The organism is Paraburkholderia sp. GAS33, assembly GCF_050436645.1.
GTDB classification, from domain to species: Bacteria; Pseudomonadota; Gammaproteobacteria; order Burkholderiales; family Burkholderiaceae; genus Paraburkholderia; species Paraburkholderia phenazinium_B.
This window is the reverse complement of sequence record NZ_JBNDMP010000005.1, coordinates 311,344-327,558: the sequence shown is the minus strand read 5'-3', so window position 1 is coordinate 327,558 and position 16,215 is coordinate 311,344. Positions and strand designations below refer to the sequence as shown.

14 protein-coding genes are annotated in these 16,215 nt (G+C 62.9%); 12 read left to right on the top strand and 2 right to left on the bottom strand.

All coding sequences use genetic code 11. The features are described 5' to 3' along the window. Positions 1-214 precede the first annotated feature (214 nt). Positions 215-1,192, bottom strand: coding sequence for an AAA family ATPase (locus P3T24_RS17990; RefSeq protein WP_429436496.1), 978 nt, complete (start codon positions 1,190-1,192; stop codon positions 215-217). Between the two features lie 323 nt (positions 1,193-1,515). Here P3T24_RS17990 and P3T24_RS17985 point away from each other — a divergent pair, with 323 nt between their 5' ends. Further along, positions 1,516-2,007 carry a hypothetical protein gene (locus P3T24_RS17985; protein ID WP_429436493.1) on the top strand — a complete coding sequence of 164 codons (492 nt, stop codon included), beginning with the start codon at positions 1,516-1,518 and terminating at the stop codon, positions 2,005-2,007. A gap of 28 nt (positions 2,008-2,035) precedes the next feature. Then, entirely contained in the window at positions 2,036-2,833 is a 798-nt protein-coding gene (locus P3T24_RS17980) for an endonuclease/exonuclease/phosphatase family protein (RefSeq protein WP_074263101.1), read from the top strand. A 92-nt stretch (positions 2,834-2,925) separates the two neighbouring features. Here the strand turns inward: P3T24_RS17980 and P3T24_RS17975 are convergent, their stop codons facing one another. Next, positions 2,926-3,894, bottom strand: coding sequence for an aldose 1-epimerase (locus P3T24_RS17975; RefSeq protein ID WP_429436490.1), 969 nt, complete (start codon positions 3,892-3,894; stop codon positions 2,926-2,928). A 292-nt stretch (positions 3,895-4,186) separates the two neighbouring features. On the opposite strand from P3T24_RS17975, the gene P3T24_RS17970 reads away from it, so the two are divergent. The 10 genes from P3T24_RS17970 to P3T24_RS17925 all read left to right on the top strand — a co-directional run bounded on the left by P3T24_RS17970 (position 4,187) and on the right by P3T24_RS17925 (position 16,209). Beyond that, positions 4,187-5,239 carry a LacI family DNA-binding transcriptional regulator gene (locus tag P3T24_RS17970; RefSeq protein ID WP_074263100.1) on the top strand — a complete coding sequence of 351 codons (1,053 nt, stop codon included), beginning with the start codon at positions 4,187-4,189 and terminating at the stop codon, positions 5,237-5,239. A gap of 120 nt (positions 5,240-5,359) precedes the next feature. Next, positions 5,360-6,382, top strand: a complete 1,023-nt coding sequence (locus P3T24_RS17965) for an ABC transporter substrate-binding protein (protein ID WP_074263099.1) — start codon at positions 5,360-5,362, stop codon at positions 6,380-6,382. 356 nt (positions 6,383-6,738) lie between these two features. After that, positions 6,739-8,367 (top strand): sugar ABC transporter ATP-binding protein, encoded by a 1,629-nt coding sequence (locus tag P3T24_RS17960; RefSeq protein ID WP_429436487.1) that lies wholly within the window; start codon positions 6,739-6,741, stop codon positions 8,365-8,367. Positions 8,368-8,404: 37 nt separating this feature from the next. Next, positions 8,405-9,376 carry an ABC transporter permease gene (locus P3T24_RS17955; RefSeq protein ID WP_429287812.1) on the top strand — a complete coding sequence of 324 codons (972 nt, stop codon included), beginning with the start codon at positions 8,405-8,407 and terminating at the stop codon, positions 9,374-9,376. A gap of 61 nt (positions 9,377-9,437) precedes the next feature. After that, positions 9,438-10,397 carry an ABC transporter permease gene (locus P3T24_RS17950; protein ID WP_429406774.1) on the top strand — a complete coding sequence of 320 codons (960 nt, stop codon included), beginning with the start codon at positions 9,438-9,440 and terminating at the stop codon, positions 10,395-10,397. Between the two features lie 512 nt (positions 10,398-10,909). Then, complete coding sequence (locus P3T24_RS17945; RefSeq protein ID WP_429436485.1) at positions 10,910-11,680, top strand: ferredoxin--NADP reductase; 771 nt, start codon at positions 10,910-10,912, stop codon at positions 11,678-11,680. A 572-nt stretch (positions 11,681-12,252) separates the two neighbouring features. Next, positions 12,253-13,083 carry a sensor histidine kinase gene (locus tag P3T24_RS17940; protein ID WP_429436482.1) on the top strand — a complete coding sequence of 277 codons (831 nt, stop codon included), beginning with the start codon at positions 12,253-12,255 and terminating at the stop codon, positions 13,081-13,083. A 10-nt stretch (positions 13,084-13,093) separates the two neighbouring features. After that, a complete protein-coding gene (gene rqpR / locus P3T24_RS17935) occupies positions 13,094-13,750 on the top strand; it encodes a response regulator transcription factor RqpR (RefSeq protein WP_074265903.1) in 657 nt (218 codons plus the stop codon). A 160-nt stretch (positions 13,751-13,910) separates the two neighbouring features. Beyond that, positions 13,911-15,317 (top strand): amino acid permease, encoded by a 1,407-nt coding sequence (locus P3T24_RS17930; RefSeq protein WP_429436480.1) that lies wholly within the window; start codon positions 13,911-13,913, stop codon positions 15,315-15,317. A gap of 385 nt (positions 15,318-15,702) precedes the next feature. Further along, positions 15,703-16,209: a (2Fe-2S)-binding protein gene (locus P3T24_RS17925; protein WP_429436477.1), complete on the top strand. Its 507-nt coding sequence runs from the start codon at positions 15,703-15,705 to the stop codon at positions 16,207-16,209. Positions 16,210-16,215 lie beyond the last annotated feature (6 nt).

The following is a 16,215-nucleotide window of genomic DNA, read 5'->3' as shown; positions in this document are numbered from 1 at the left end:
CATGGCGCGCATCGCTGCATTTCGGATAAGCCAGTGTAGGCTCCGACTATCAAAGAATCATTCTGATTGAAACAACTAACAGTTACGCCCAGAAGAACAATCGCGATTTGCCCGGCGTCGCGATGGAGATTGGAGATCGCGCGAGTTCTCCGCAAGCTCCGGCAATGAAAAACCGCCCGAAGGCGGTTGTCGTGCAACAAGCAAATTCTGCCGCCTAGAAGCCGATCGGTTTGCGCCGGTTGCCGTAATCCAGCCGGATATCTTCTGCGCCGATCCAGTCACGGTCGTCGATGCGCGCCGCACCGAAGCCGTTCAGAATCGCGCGGCGCATTTCACGCGGCGAAGCGTGCTTTAGTGCGTCGAGCGCAGCGTCACCGAGTTCGACGGGGAAACGCAATCCCCAGCCATGCGCAGAGCGGATTTCGTTATAGATCGACTGGGCAATCCGGCGTGCACCTTCCAGATCCGGTGGCGGAATTTCGTAGACGTTCATCCGGTTGAGAATCGGCTCGGGAATCGAGCGCGCGTCGTTAGCAGTCGCGATCCAGATCACGTGCCCCGCGTTGATCGGAATCTCGGCAAATTCGTCGATAAAGGTTTGCGCTGTATCGTGCTCCAGCAGCGCATACAGCGCACCGAGCGGATCGTATTGCGAATCACCCGTGGCCTTGTCGATTTCGTCGACGGCAATCACCGGATTCGCGTAGCTCCCATGCACGAGTGCATCGAAAACTTTACCGGGCTTCGCGTTCTTCCATTGCGACGATGCACCCGAAAGAATCCAGCCAGCGGTCAGCGAACTCATCGCGACGTAGTGATACGCGGTGCCCAGCAAGCGCGCGAGCTGCTTCGCAAAATGCGTCTTGCCGATACCGGGGTCGCCAAGCAGCAGAATCGGCATCAGTTCGAGCCGGTCCTCGGTTTCGAGGCACAACGCAACCTGTTTGCGCACATCGTCGAGCGGCTCGCTGAAGTTCGGCAGCGCTTCGACCAGATCGTCGATGGACGGCATCCGGTTCGGCTTCACGCAAAAGCGTAAATTGCCGGTCTTCAGCATTTTTTCGTAGGTGCAGCGCAGCGCATCGTTCGCGCCTTCGCCAAGATCGTTCAACGCGGTTTCGACCCGATCGAGGTCGTAGACCTTGCTGAACGACGCCACTGCGATTTCCTGTTTGACCATTGCTGTTGTCATAGATCACCCCGTCGTACTGGTCTTGCGGCTGCGGCGCCGGCCCGGCGCCGTTTCAAGTCCAGTGTATCGAGGCAATATTCATGCGCAAGCCAGCAGCCATGCGGGTCTGCTGCTAACACCGGTCTGGCGGTCGGGCCGCAAGCCAGACGCCAGGCGGGTTGCGGCGAAACCGGCATTGGCTTGAACGAGACCGCCCCCATCTGAAATGGACTATTGCTGAACGCGGCCCGCGCAGCGGTGTCAGAAAGAGGTTGCGACCATCAGGCGTAAGATGGGCGCCTGTCTCATCACGCTGGACGCCACACCCCGGAGAGCCGTCAAACATGTGGAAAACCAGTCTCGTCGCCGTACTGTGCGGCACGTCGTTACTCGCTCAGGCCCAGCAACCTGCAGCTCAGCAGGTCGTGCACTGGCAATTGCAGGTGATGCGCGACGGCCAGCAGATCGACTCGTTCGAGGCCGATACAACCGTGGGGCAGGCACGCACGGACACGCATCATCAGGTGGTGCAGCACAATGTCGGCTGCAAGGATGCGCCTGGCGGCAGTATCGATCTGTCGCGCACGCTGACCGTCTCGCCGATCCACGCCGACGCCAATCAGGTCACGCTCGCAATCGACGCGCAGGAAACGCTCGAGGACGACAGCGCGCCGAAAACCGATACCGGTTGCAAGTTGCCGCCGCAGCCGCGTCAGGTAGCGGCCAATCACCCGGGGCTGCAGGTGCCGGCCGGTCAATGGGCCACCTGGCAGATCGTCGACAAGAATCCAACCCTTGTATATCGAGTCCGTGCCAGCCTCGCCAATCACCCTTGATATCAACGAAAACCGTGGACCACGCGGCATGCGAAACCCCGAAGAACTCATCCGCGAGAGCGCGCAGCCTAAGGATTTCATCGCAGTAAGCTGGAACCTGCACAAGGGGCGCACGCCGCTTGGCTTTCAGGCCTGGCAGGCGATGCAGCGCTGGGTGCAGTCGACCCACGCCGACGCCTATTTTCTGCAGGAAGCGATGGCGCGGCGCATGCCGGCGCCGGTGTTGTCGGGCGGCTTTGGCGCGCCGTTGCGTGATCCGCTCGACGACATCTGGCATTGTCAGGCTACCGAAATCGCGCGCTCGCTGGAGTTGCAGATCGCGCTCGGGCCGAATGTATTCAAGCCGTCGTGGCGGCATGGCAATGCCATTCTCTCGCCGCACCCGCTCGATCTCGGCGGACGCTGGGACATCTCCGCACATCGCTTTGAGAAGCGCGGCCTGCTGGTGGCGCGCGCCACTTTCGCGGGTCATTCGGTGACATTGCTGTGCGCGCATCTGGCGCTCACGCGCGCGGCGCGGCTGAGGCAGATGCACTGGATCGCGCACTGGATTGCAAAAGAGGCGCCAGAAGGGCCGCTAGTTTTGGCTGGGGACTTCAACGACTGGCGCAACGACTCGGTGCCGCTCTTCGGCGAACATGGCATGCATGAGGTGGCAACGTTGCTTGGCGAATCCGGCCGGACCTTCCCGGCGTTTTCGCCAGCGCTCGCGCTGGACAAGATGTTCGTGCGAGGCATGAAACCGGTCGAATGGATCCAGCCGACGCAGGAGACCGCGTGGCTGTCCGATCATTTGCCGTATATGGCGCGTTTGCGGGTGGAATGAGCGCCGTGCGTTTGCTCAGGCACGCGCGGAAAAATTTTGCCGATTTCGCCGATACCGGCACCCGCTGACATCCAGGCAGCCTTTGCGGCTTCTTAAACCCGCTGCGGCGTCCAGTTCACCGTCGCCGTCATCTCCTCGTCCGGCATCAACACGCAGCCACCCACGTGCTCACGCGGGTCGGCGGCGTTAAAGCAATCGGTGGTGTTCGTAACCGGTTCGACGCACAGCAGCGCCTCGGCAGCCGGCGCGAATACCACCAGATGATCGAACGGCGCTTGTGCCGTCAACGTCAGCCGGCGACCCTCGTCGGGCCAGGCAATCGTCGCGCTGCGCGACCAGCCGGCAAAGTTGTTGTCGAGATCGAACGCACCGGCTGACATGCCTTCGCGCATCGCGTCGACCGCCGGATGCGGGCCAAGATGTGTCGGCAGCACCTCGCCGTCGGCGTGCCACATCCCTTGAACCTGCGCGTATACGCGGGTTTCCGCGGTGCGCGGGTAATACGGGTGATGCCCCATGCCAAACGGCATCGGCTGCCCAGCCAGATTCCGCGCGGATAAGGTCACGCGCAACGTATCCCCCGCCAGTTCGATCCGTTGCATCGCGCGATAGTGAAACGGCCAGTCACCCTGCGCATGCGGATCAGGTTCATGTTCGAAGTGCAGCTCCACCGAATTCGCCGTCACCGCGCCGACCTGCCACGGCCGACGCCATGCGTGCCCATGCAGCGCGTGGGCGAAACGGTTGCCGTCGCCGGCCAGATCGACCGTTCGGCCTTCGAAGACGAAGCGTGCATCGCGGATACGGTTGCAATACGGCAGCAGCGGGAAACTTGCCATACGCAGCGGATCGCGTTCGGCGAGCGCAGCGTCGGTCGCGGGCCGCATCCAGTGGACCGGTCCGGCTGCTGCGACCTCGTAGTACGCCGCAATCGCACCGCCTACATGCGGCGCGACCAGCACGCGCATCGCGCCGCTCACCAGAGCGATCAGGTTGGGATCGTCCAGCGAGAACGCGTCTGCCGCAGATGGTCGGACCGGATTCAGGGAAACATCGCGCATGGTGAAAATAATCAAGGCCTCGGGCAGAATGCGACCCACGTCCGCTCACGGGGCCCGCGCGACCGAGAATCGCACGCCACGCGCCTCAGGTCAATATTATTAGTAATATTCTATTCACACGGAAGGCAATAAGACGCCTTCCCAGACTTCCCAAATGACGGGTTTTTGCGCGTTGCCGCCCGCATATTATTAGTGGTACCGTCATCACGATCATGCCCGAGGGCATTCCTGCTTTAGCCGCCGTTGCCGGACGGCCCGCACAATGAAAAAATCGACTCAACGCCGTCCCACGATGACCGACATCGCCAAACTCACTGGCGTGTCGCAGTCGACGGTTTCGCTCGTCCTGAACAACGCGACCGGCGCGAAATTCTCCGAGACCACCCGCAACAAGGTACTGAAGGCGGCCCACGATCTCGGCTACCGGCTCTCGCCGCGCGAACCGGTTTTTGCCTCCAAGGACGAACGCAACCTGATCGTCTATCTCGCCGATGAAATCTCGACGAGTCCGCATCCGGTCGTCAATATCGACGGCGCCCGCGACGCGGCCTACGCGAGCGGCAAGATGCTGGCGGTCTACTCGACTCACGGTAACGCGGACGTCGAACAGCAGGTGCTCGAAACCACGCTGTCGAACCCGCAACTGTTCGGCGTGATCTATGCAACCGTCTACACGCGCAAGGTGACGCTGCCCGCCGCGCTCTCGCGCGTGCCGACCGTGCTGCTTAACTGCTACACGAGCGAGGGCGGCCAGTCGTCGGTGGTGCCAGCGGAAGTCGCGGGCGGCCATATCGCCACTGAGTACCTGTTGAATGCCGGCCACCGGCGCATCGCCTACATCAACGGCGAACCCTGGCAGGACGCGTCGAAAGACCGCCAGAAGGGCTATCGCACCGCGCTCGCCACCGCTGACCTGCCGTTCGCCCCTGAACTCGTGCGCGACGGCGACTGGAGTTCGGGTCTCGGCTTCGAACACACGCTCTCGCTGATGCGCGAAACGAATCCGCCGACGGCGATCTTCTGCGCCAACGACCTGACCGCGCTCGGTGCGATCGAGGCCATCAAGCAGCTAGGGCTGCGAGTCCCGGAAGACGTTTCCGTGCTCGGCTACGACGACCAGGAAATTGCCCGCCACACGCACCCACCGCTCTCGACAGTCGTGCTGCCGAACTACGAGCTGGGCCGCTGGGCAGTCGAAACGTTGTTGCAGGAGGAACAGAACCGTGCGGCCGGCGCACCGGTGCGGCACCGCATGGTGAAGCTCGACGGCCCGCTCGTCGAACGCGCCTCAGTGAGGGTAATTACCGAGGCAAAATCACCCATAATTAATATTATTAGTGATTGACCGATAATAATTCCGAGTGGAATAATCGGCACGTCCGGTCACGGGGCGCGCAAGTGCCGATCGGCAGGAGAAGCACAAAAAGCAAATACACACCTACCTCACCAGGTACTGGAGGAAGACATGGCATCGCTCAAACGGCAGTCGCGCGGACAACGGGTTCATCAACTGACCGCATCCCCGCTGGCTGCATCCCTTGTGGCACTGGCACTCGGCTTTGGCGTCGCGACGGCTCACGCCGACGATGCCCTGCCCAAGATCCCCAACAAGACTCCGCTGAAGGTCGGCTTCGCGCAGACCGAAAGCAACAATCCGTGGCGTCTCGCGGAAACCAAGAGCATGAAGGACACCGCCGCCAAGTGCGGCTGGCAGCTGGTCGTCACCGACGCCAACGGCTCGAACGCCAAGCAGGTCTCGGACATCCAGAACATGATCGCGCAGCACGTCGATCTGCTGGTGTTCCCGCCGCGTGAAGAAAAGCCGCTCTCGCCGGTCGTCCTGCAAGCCAAGAAAGCCGGCATTCCGGTGATTCTGGTGGACCGTGACGTCGACCACTCGGTCGCCAAGCCGGGCCAGGACTACATCACCTTCATCGGCTCCGACTTTATCAATCAGGGCCAGCGCGCCGCCGACTGGCTGGTGAAGGCCACCAACGGCAAGGCCAAGATCATCGAACTCGAAGGCACAACGGGCGCCTCCGCGGCCAACGATCGCAAGAAGGGCTTCGACGACGTGATCGCCAAGCATCCGGACATGCAGATCATTGCCTCGCAGGACGGCGATTTCTCGCGTGACAAGGGCCGCCAGGTCATGGAAACCTTGCTGCAAGCCCATCCGGACGTGACTGCCGTCTACGCGCATAACGACGAAATGGCACTGGGCGCGATTGCGGCGATCAAGGCCGCTGGCAAGCAGCCAGGCAAGGATATCCAGATCGTGACGATCGACGGCACCAAGGGCGGCATGGATGCCATCGCAGCCGGCGAACTCGGTGCAAGCGTGCAGTCGAGCCCGTTCTTCGGCCCGTTGGCCTGTGACGTCGCGCAGAAATTCGCCAAGGGCGAAAAGATCCCGACCTGGGTCAAGGTCTCGGACCGCTTCTACGACAAGAGCAACGTGCAGCAGAACATGCAGTACGGCTATTGATGCAGCCCCGGGCCGTCTGCGCGCCTGATCGGGAGTGTCGTTCCTGACAGGCAATGCCGATGGTCCGGCGCACCCAGAGTCCGGCACCGGACAGGGTGTTCCGATCCCAGAGGTGGTCCCCTTTTGGGGTTCACGGAACACCTGAAGACTCCTAACTCCGAAGGCGGTCACCTTTAGGGCCGGGAGCGCACTGCAGTACGTCCCTCTTACGTCTCCGAGGGGGACGGGAAGGGTTCGGAGCGACGTGCCCGTGCCACGACGGGCCGTCGCTTCGCTTTGTCTTACGGACTACTATGGGAAGGTGGCACGAGCCGCGCCGCCGCCCGCCGTACAGTATCTGCAGCAGGAGAATTGACGTGACGCAATCCGGCAGCCCTACGCCGCCGTCTCCCAGCGCCGGACGTTCGCCGCTGCTGGAGATGCAGGACATCCAGATTAGTTTCGGCGGCGTGCCCGCCTTGCGCAACGCGAATCTGAGCGTCGCCGCAGGGGAAGTGCACGCGCTGATCGGCCAGAACGGCGCCGGTAAATCCACCATGATCAAGATCCTCACCGGCGCCTACCGGCGCGGCGGTGGAACGGTGCGTTTCGAAGGCCGCGAGATCGACTTCCGCACGCCGAAGGAAGCGCGCGAAGCGGGCATCAGCACGATCTATCAGGAGATCAATCTGGTGCCGTTCCGCTCGGTGGCCGAGAACATATTTCTGGGTCGTGAGCCGCGCCGCTTCGGTCTGATCGACTGGCGCGCGGTGCAGCAACGCGCCGCTGCACTGCTCGAATCGTTCGGTTTGCAAATCGATGTGAAGAAACCCGTGCGCAGCTATTCGACCGCCATTCAGCAGATGGTTGCGCTCGCTCGTGCGGTGTCGTCCGACGCGAAGATGGTGATCATGGACGAATCCACCTCGTCGCTCGACGAACGCGAAGTAGAATTGCTGTTCACCGTGGTGCGCAAGCTGCGCGACGATGGTCGTGCGGTGATTTTCGTGTCGCACCGGCTCGATGAACTCTACGCGTTGTGCGACCGCGTCACGGTGATGCGTGACGGCCAGACCGTCGCACAAAGCACGATGGCCGAGATGGACAAGCTGCAGCTCGTGACGACGATGCTCGGCCGCACGCTGGCCGCCGTCGTTCAGGAAGATGCCACGGCGCGCGAGGCCAATCTTGCGCGCCGTGGCGCACAGGTCATGGCGGCGCACAACCTGAGCGCGCATCCGAAGGTCAGCGACGTCTCGCTCGAAGTGCACGCCGGCGAAGCCGTGGGCCTCGCCGGTTTGCTCGGTTCGGGCCGCACTGAGACGATGCGGCTGATGTTCGGCGCCGATCCGCTCGAGCAAGGCACGCTCTCCCTCGGTGGCGAAACCGTCACACTGAAGTCGCCGCAGGATGCAATCGCCCGTGGCCTCGCCTACCTCACCGAAGACCGCAAAGGCGACGGCATCGTCCCCGAACTGTCGGTGCGCGATAACCTCACGCTTGTCTGTCTACGCACGCTCGCGAAACACGGCGTCGTGGATGTGAAAAAGCAGCAGGCGATTGTCGAGCGTTTCATTGCCTCGCTCGGCATCAAGCTACGTTCGCCGGATCAGCCGATCCGCGAGCTGTCCGGCGGCAATCAGCAAAAGGTGTTGCTCGCGCGCTGGCTCGCCGCCGAACCGTCGCTGCTGCTGCTCGACGAGCCGACCCGCGGCATCGACGTCGGCGCCAAGGCGGATGTCGCGAAGATCGTGCGCGAACTGCGCGACGCCGGGCTCGCGGTGCTGCTGTCGGCCTCGGAACTGGAAGAACTGACTGCCGTGGCCGATCGCGCCGTCGTGATCCGCGACGGTCGCACGGTCGCCGAACTGAACGGCGCGCAGATGAGCGAAAGCAGCATCATGGACGCCATTGCCTGGGGCAGCGACGGCTCGTCGCAACTCGTCGAAGCCGCCCACTCGGCCCACATTGAAGACGCGCTGGAGGGCGACCGTCATGGCGCTTAAGTCGCTGAAGTCGTTAGGTCAGGAAACCTCGCCGGCCCTGCTCGCCACCACGGACGGCGCCGCGCAGGAACGCGCGAAGAAACGCCACCGTCTGACCATCCAGCGCGAAGTCATCGTGCTGCTGGCCATGCTGGTCTTCAACCTGCTGTTCACACAGCACTTCTGGTCGCTGCAGACTTTCAACGTCAACCTGACCCAGGTGGTGACGATCGTGATCGTCGGCATCGGCATGACGTTGGTGGTGGCCACGGGCGGCATCGACCTCTCGGTGGGCGCGTCGATGGCGATTTCCGGTGCGCTCGCGCCGATGCTGTTCATGAATATCCCGGGGCCCGGCGGCATTGCGCTGGCATTCGTGCTGCCGGTTATCGCCGCGGCGGCCTGCGGGGTGTTCAACGGGCTGCTGGTGACGAGGCTCTCTGTCCAGCCGATCGTCGCCACGCTGGTGCTGTTCATCGCCGGGCGCGGCATCGCCCAGGTGGTGACCGACGGCAGCCTGCAGGCGTTCGACAACCCCGCGTTCCAATGGATCGCGCTTGGCAAGGTGGGCGGCGTGCCGTTCCAGGTGCTGTTGATGTTCGCGCTGGTCGCGCTGTTTGTCTGGGTCGTGCGCAAAACGTTGTTCGGCCAGTACCTGCTCATCACCGGCGGCAACGAAAAGGCTGCGTACCTGTGCGGCATACCGACTTCGCGCGTCAAGCTGATCGCCTACACGATATGCGCTGCGCTGGCAGGTCTGGCGGGACTGATTTCGATCTCGGTGAATTCGTCCTCGGACGCGAATGTGGTCGGCCTGGGCATTGAGCTCGATGCCATCGCCGCCGTCGCGGTCGGCGGTACCGCATTGACGGGCGGCAAGGCGTATATCGGCGGCACGCTGATCGGCGCGCTGATCATCCAGTTGCTGCGCTACACCCTGCTCGCGCATGGCATTCCCGACGCAGCGGCGCTGGTCGTCAAGGCGGCCATCATCATTGCGGCCGTGTACGTGCAACGGCGCTCGCGCTGAAACCCACTCCCACCATGCCGACCCCGCTGCGCGCGCTCACAAACACTTCGGACTCGACGCGATGAAAAAGAATCTTCCCATCCTGCTCGCGCTCGTCGCACTCGTGGTGCTCGGGCTCGTGCGCTACGAACACTTCGGCTCGGCGTACAACATCAATTCGTTCTGGCGCTACAACTCGATGTTTGCGCTGATTTCGGTCGGCATGGCGTTCGTCATCATCACGGGCGGCATCGACCTCTCGGTGGGCACCGTGGCGGCGATGTCCAGCATCGTGGCCGCGCTCACCAGCCCCTATGGCGGCTGGGTCGCCGTGCTGGCCGGTTCTGTGGCGGGGCTGATCGTGGGTGTGGTGAACGGCATCATCATCACGCGTCTGAAGATCCTGCCGTTTATCACGACGCTCGCCACCAGTCTTGGCGCACACGGCGTCGCGCTGCTGCTCGGCAAGAACGACGCCGTGTCGATTGCCGCCGATTCGAATTTTGGCAATTTCGGCCAGGGCGACCTGTTCGGCATGCCGATTCCCGGCATTGTCGCGCTCGTCGCGGCGGTGGCCGGGTGGCTCGCGCTGCGCAGCACGCGCTTCGGGCGGCATTCGCTCGCCATCGGCGGTAGCGAGGAAGCGGCACGCCTGATGGGGCTGAACGTGGACCGCACACTGGTGACGGCTTATGCGGTGAGCGGCTTGCTGGCGGGTATGGCGGGCGTGATACTCGCGGCGCAGTTCGGCGCCGGGCAGCCGAATGAAGGAGTCGGCTGGGAGCTGTTCGCGATCTCCGCCGTAGTGCTGGGCGGCACGCTGCTGACCGGCGGCGAAGGCTCGATTGCCATGACGATTGCCGGTGTGCTGCTGCTCGGGCTGGTGTTCAACCTGCTCAACTTCGAAAACGGGCTCGGCTTCATCAGCCTATCGGCGTACTGGCAATCTGTGATTCGTGGCGTGTTCCTGCTGCTGGTGATCGTCATGCAGGCTCGTGTGCTGAAGCAGCGCGGTCGCAAACGCGCAGCTGTAACGGCTTGAACAAGGCTCGGACGGCGGCGGATGCCCCGCCGTCCGCCACGCCCGCGCCCAGGCACGACTTCCCTCGCTTTAGCGTCGATTCCGCTCCCTTTCCATTGATTTCCCTCACCTTTTGCCAGTTTCGGCAGCAGGGTCAATGCTGCACTGCGCGACGGGTTTCTGTATCATCCCAAAAATTGTTGTCAGGACGCGCGCCTGCCGGCCCGCGATCCGGTCACCGGACGGCGATCGCCCCACGCGAATTTCGCCCCTCGCCGTACCGCTGCTGAACCCCGGCTGTATCCCCGCCGACGTGCTTCGCCGCGTGCCGTTACGACGCCGGAGCCGCAAGTCCGGCAACCGCTAGAGCCACCGTGCCGCCACCCGCGGACGGCGAGCGCGGTAAAATAGCGGATTGCGCATTATTTTTTCCTTAAGCAATCGGTCAACCACAGGGTTAGCGCAGCATCGCCCTTGCCGTGCCGGCCGGTTATTCGTCTGGCCGTTTTTGTTTTCGCACTATCCAAGAAGCCATGAGCAACCTGAATCAACAAACCGTCCTGAGCGTCCATCACTGGACCGATACGCTGTTCAGTTTCACCTGCACGCGCGACCCGTCGTTCCGTTTCGAAAACGGCCAGTTCACGATGGTCGGCCTCGAAGTCGACGGCAAGCCGCTGATCCGCGCCTATAGTCTCGCGAGCGCGAACTACGAAGAGCACCTCGAATTCCTGAGCATCAAGGTTCAGGACGGCCCGCTCACGTCGCGCCTGCAGCATCTGAAGGTGGGCGACCAGGTCCTGATTGGCAAGAAGCCGGTCGGCACGCTGATGGCGGATAACCTGCTGCCGGGCAAGACGCTGTGGCTGCTGTCCACGGGCACGGGCCTCGCGCCGTTCATGTCGATCATCAAAGATCCGGACATCTACGACCGCTACGAGCGCGTCGTGCTCACGCACACCTGCCGTTTCGTCGACGAACTGGCGTACAAGGAATACATCACGGATCACCTGCCGGCGCACGAGCACCTCGGCGAACTGGTACAGGAAAAGCTGCTGTATTACCCCACCGTCACGCGTGAGGCGTTCCAGAACCGCGGCCGGATCACAGAACTGATCGAAACCGAAAAGCTGTTCGCCGACCTCGGCGTACCCGGCTTCTCGCTCGAAAACGACCGTGTCATGCTGTGCGGCAGCCCGCACATGCTGCGCGACACGCGCAAGCTGCTCGCCGACGCGGGCTTCCAGGAAGGCAGCAACAACGCGCCGGGCCACTACGTCGTGGAAAAGGCGTTCGTAGGCTAAGCACTGCGGCTAGAGTTGCCGTAAGCCACCCCGCTCGCCGCATCTCGGTTGAGCCTCAAGAAACCGGAGCCTTCGCGCTCCGGTTTTTGCTTTTTGGCGCTAGCGGATCCGGATACTTTTCACGTCTTTCCTGGCGCCCGGCGCTCCTCGCAGTGACTGCCAAAATCTCACATACCAGGTAGAACTCTGCCAACCGCGGCCGGTTACAAATCCTACAGCGGCCTTCACCTGGCGTGTCAGCCTTTTTCCTACGTGCAAAATGCATATCGACATGTCAACCGCGTTAAAGTCCTGGGGCAAAAAACCCACGCTAGCCCTTGTTTTATCTGCTCCTTTTCTTTTTTTTTGAGATATGATCGCGGCGCATCATGGGTTGCTGTAGCGCCCACCAGGGTTACATCCGATATGTAACCGAATGTAAATTTCGTTACGCTACACTGTCGCGAATTGTCTGTCGCGGCCACGCGTTGCGGGCACATCACAAGGCCAGAGATTCGCATGCGTTCCCTCGTCTTCGCGCCGTCGATGCGCACCCGGTTTGCTGTGCCAGAGGCATCCTGAGCGGGAGAGTCATGGATACGTCGACTGTCGTACCGATCACTGCGCATGTCCCCCCTTTGATGGCCCGCGAGGAAAGCAGCGCCGAGCGTGAGATCGCGAGTCTGCGCGCCCGCGTGCGCGAACTGTCCGCTGAACTGATCCACGCCCAGGAAGCCGCTTGCCAACGCGTGGCGCGCGAACTGCACGACAGCGTCGGCGCCGAACTGACCGCGACGCGTTTTGCGCTCGCCGGCATCGAAACCTGGCTGCCCGCCGATGCGCCGCCGCAGTGCGTCGCCGCGCTCAAGGTAGCCGGCCGCTCGCTCGACACGGTCTGTGAGGCCGCTCATCAGGCAGTTGCTGAGCTTCATGCGCCCGCGCTCGACGCGGGCATCGTCAATGCGCTTTCGCAATGGGCCGGCGACTTCGCCGTGCGCACCCAGCTGCGCACCAGCTTCGTCTGCGCTGCCGACGTGCGGCTCACGCGCTTGCCGGCGGACGCCGCGCTGGCGATTTTCCGGGTCGCCCAGGAAGCCTTGAACAATATTGCCAAGCACGCGCGGGCCAGCGCTGCGGATGTCCGCATCGAAGCCAGCCGTCGCCATCTGACGCTCGTCGTCAGCGACGACGGCGTCGGCCTCGCGCCGCGCGCCCGTACGCGCCAGGGCCATTTCGGCCTTGCCGGCATGCGCGCCCGTTGTGCGGCGTTCGACGGCAGCGTGCAGATCAGCACCCGCCGCAGCGAGCGCGCCACGCAAGCGCGCGGCACCACGGTGCGCGCGCGTTTCGCATGGAATGCCATGCTCGCCGACGCGGCGTGCATCGAACGCCGCGCGGCCGGCGCCGCCGCGCTTTCTTCGTGAGCGCGCCAACATGAGCCTGCGTATCCTGCTCGTGGACGACCATGCCGTCGTCCGTCAAGGCGTGCGTCAACTACTGATGGACCGTGGCGTCGCGAGCGATGTGGCCGAGGCCGAAACCGGCGCCGAGGCCCTCATCGCCGCGGCAAAGCATGTGTACGACGTGATCCTGCTCGACATCTCGCTGCCGGACATGAATGGCGTCGAAGTGCTCAAGCGCATCAAACGCAAGGCGCCCCGCGCGGCGGTACTGATGTTCTCGATGTATCGCGAGGACCAGTACGCGGTCCGCGCGCTGAAGGCTGGAGCGGCCGGGTATCTGTCGAAGACGGTCGACGCCGCGCAGATGATCGGCGCTATCCAGCAGGTGGCGGCCGGCCGCAAGTATGTCAGCCCGGCGATGGCCGAGGCGCTCGCCGACTACGTTTCGTTCGACGGCGAGCAGTTGCCGCACGAAAAGCTTTCCGACCGCGAATACCAGACGCTGTGCATGCTCGCCTCGGGCAAGCGGCTGACGGACATTGCGAACACGCTGTCGCTGTCGGTCAAGACGGTGAGCGTGTACCGCACGCGCCTGCTCGAGAAGATGAAGCTGCGCAACAACGCCGAACTCACCTTCTATGTGATGAGCAACCGGCTCGTCGATCTCAATCCGGCCATGGCCGGATAAACGGCATAAGCGCACCGCAAAGGTCATAAGACACGCTTGAGGTACGGCGCAAGGCCGTGCCTGCCATCCCGAAAATGCATCGGGGTGCGCATCCGCTAAAATCGCGGGTTTCCCGACATTCGGCGCGCAAGACGCGTGCACTACCGGAGAACCCACGCCAATGTCCCTGTTTCGCAAGAAAAGCGTCGAGCACATGCTCGCCGCCAGCAGCAAAAGCGGCGGCCTGAAGAAAACCCTCGGCGCGCTTGACCTCACTTTCCTCGGTGTCGGCGCGATCATCGGCACCGGCATTTTCGTGCTGACCGGCACCGGCGCCGTGCAGGCCGGCCCGGCCCTGATGCTGTCGTTCATCATCGCGGCCATCGCCTGCGGCTTCGCGGCGCTCGCCTATGCCGAGTTCGCGTCCACCATTCCGGTCGCCGGTTCGATCTATACCTATTCGTATGCCACGCTCGGCGAACTGGCCGCGTGGATCATCGGCTGGGACCTCATGCTCGAATACGGGCTGGCCACCTCGGCGGTGTCCGTGGGCTGGTCGGGTTATCTGCAGTCGCTGCTATCGGGCTTCGGCATTGCGCTGCCGGTTGCACTGTCGGCCGCGCCGGGCGCGCTGCCCAGTCACGCCACCTTCTTCAATCTGCCCGCCTTTCTGGTGATGATGGCTATCACTGCGCTGCTGTCGGTTGGCATCCGCGAATCCGCACGCATCAACAACATCATGGTGGCGATCAAGGTGACCGTGGTCCTGCTGGTGATCGGCGTCGGCGTGTTCCATGTCACGCCCGCCAACTGGCATCCGTTCATGCCGAACGGCTGGAACGGCGTGTTCGGTGCGGCGGCGGTGATGTTCTTTGCGTTTATCGGCTTCGACTCGGTGTCGTCGGCGGCTGAAGAAGTGAAGAATCCGAAACGCGACCTGCCGGTGGGCATCATCGCCTCGCTCGGCGTTTGTGCCGTGCTGTACGTCGCGGTCGCAGCGGTCGTCACGGGCATCATGCCGTCGGCGCAGTTCGCCAATATCTCGCACCCGGTGTCATATGCCTTGCAGGTGGCCGGTGAAAAATGGGTGGCCGGCTTTATCGATCTGGGCGCCGTGCTCGGCATGCTGACCGTGATTCTGGTGATGGCCTACGGCCAGACCCGCGTGATCTTCGCGATGTCGCGCGACGGGCTTCTGCCGGCCAGGCTGTCGCGCCTGCATCCGCGTTTTGCGACGCCGTTCTTCACCACTTGGCTCGTCGGCATTTTCTTCGGCTTGATCGGCGCTCTGGTGCCGCTCAACGTGCTCGCGGAACTGATCAATATCGGCACGCTGGCGGCGTTTTCGATGGTGTCGATCGCCGTGCTGGTCCTGCGCAAGACGCATCCACAACTGCCGCGTGCGTTCCGTTGCCCGGGTGTGCCGGTGGTGCCGATCCTTGCGGTGGCGTCGTGCCTGTTCCTGATGGTGAACCTGAAATTCGTCACCTGGGTCGCCTTCGTGATCTGGCTGTTGATCGGCATGACGATCTATTTCGGTTACTCACGCCGGCACTCGAAGCTCGCGCACGTGACCCAGGACCACTAGCCTCTCTCCCCCCAGCAGCGAACGCAAGCCTCTGGCGTTCACCCTTCTGAAAACGGCACGCCTGCTCACGCGGCGTGCCGTTTTTTATGCTTTGCCGCCCTTGCACACGCCGCATGCCAGCCGCCGGACGATTTCCCCCGATAGCACGCCCGTCCGATTTGTGCTTTACTTTTCGCTGGAACCATAAAAAGCACAAACCGAAGCGAGCCCTCGTAGCAGGCAGGCGGAAGGTAGTGAATTTGGGCCCGCGCCGGTCTCGATCCCCCTCGCAACCATGTTGCATGAGACCAGAGCAAGAGCTTTGCATGGGACCAGAGTAGGCGCTGAAGCGCCCATTCTGGCCGACAGCTAAAGCGCTAGCTCCGATCGACAAAGGAGACAGTTCATGGCGATCAGCATCAGTCTGACGGTGAACGGCACAGCCGTTACCGCCGAAATCGAACCTCACACCCTGCTTGTCCAGTTCCTGCGCGATCAACTCCGGCTCACCGGCACGCACATCGGCTGCGACACGGCCCAGTGCGGCGCGTGCACGGTTCATCTGAACGGACGTGCGATCAAATCGTGCAATATCCTCGCCGTGCAGGCTGAAGGCGCTGAGATCACGACCATCGAAGGACTGGCCAAAGAAGGCGAGCTGCACCCCATGCAGGCCGCTTTCCGCGCCTGCCACGGCTTGCAGTGCGGTTTCTGTACGCCGGGCATGGTGATGAGTGCGACCTCGCTGGTCCAATGTCAACCCGATCTCACCGCAGCGGATGTACGCGCCCAGCTCGACGGCAACCTGTGCCGCTGTACGGGCTATCACAACATCGTCAAGGCCGTGCTCGAAGGGGCCGCCGGCATGAAGTCCGGCGCTGCCAGTCTGGCGACCGACAAAGTCACCGCCTAAGGAGCC

Bases quoted from the DNA above. Each gene is read 5' to 3' on its own strand.
- P3T24_RS17990 (WP_429436496.1), bottom strand. From the start codon at position 1,192: ATGACAACAGCAATGGTCAAACAGGAAATCGCAGTGGCGTCGTTCAGC.
- P3T24_RS17985 (WP_429436493.1), top strand. From the start codon at position 1,516: ATGTGGAAAACCAGTCTCGTCGCCGTACTGTGCGGCACGTCGTTACTC.
- P3T24_RS17980 (WP_074263101.1), top strand. From the start codon at position 2,036: ATGCGAAACCCCGAAGAACTCATCCGCGAGAGCGCGCAGCCTAAGGAT.
- P3T24_RS17975 (WP_429436490.1), bottom strand. From the start codon at position 3,894: ATGCGCGATGTTTCCCTGAATCCGGTCCGACCATCTGCGGCAGACGCG.
- P3T24_RS17970 (WP_074263100.1), top strand. From the start codon at position 4,187: ATGACCGACATCGCCAAACTCACTGGCGTGTCGCAGTCGACGGTTTCG.
- P3T24_RS17965 (WP_074263099.1), top strand. From the start codon at position 5,360: ATGGCATCGCTCAAACGGCAGTCGCGCGGACAACGGGTTCATCAACTG.
- P3T24_RS17950 (WP_429406774.1), top strand. From the start codon at position 9,438: ATGAAAAAGAATCTTCCCATCCTGCTCGCGCTCGTCGCACTCGTGGTG.
- P3T24_RS17945 (WP_429436485.1), top strand. From the start codon at position 10,910: ATGAGCAACCTGAATCAACAAACCGTCCTGAGCGTCCATCACTGGACC.
- P3T24_RS17940 (WP_429436482.1), top strand. From the start codon at position 12,253: ATGGATACGTCGACTGTCGTACCGATCACTGCGCATGTCCCCCCTTTG.
- rqpR (WP_074265903.1), top strand. From the start codon at position 13,094: ATGAGCCTGCGTATCCTGCTCGTGGACGACCATGCCGTCGTCCGTCAA.
- P3T24_RS17930 (WP_429436480.1), top strand. From the start codon at position 13,911: ATGTCCCTGTTTCGCAAGAAAAGCGTCGAGCACATGCTCGCCGCCAGC.
- P3T24_RS17925 (WP_429436477.1), top strand. From the start codon at position 15,703: ATGGCGATCAGCATCAGTCTGACGGTGAACGGCACAGCCGTTACCGCC.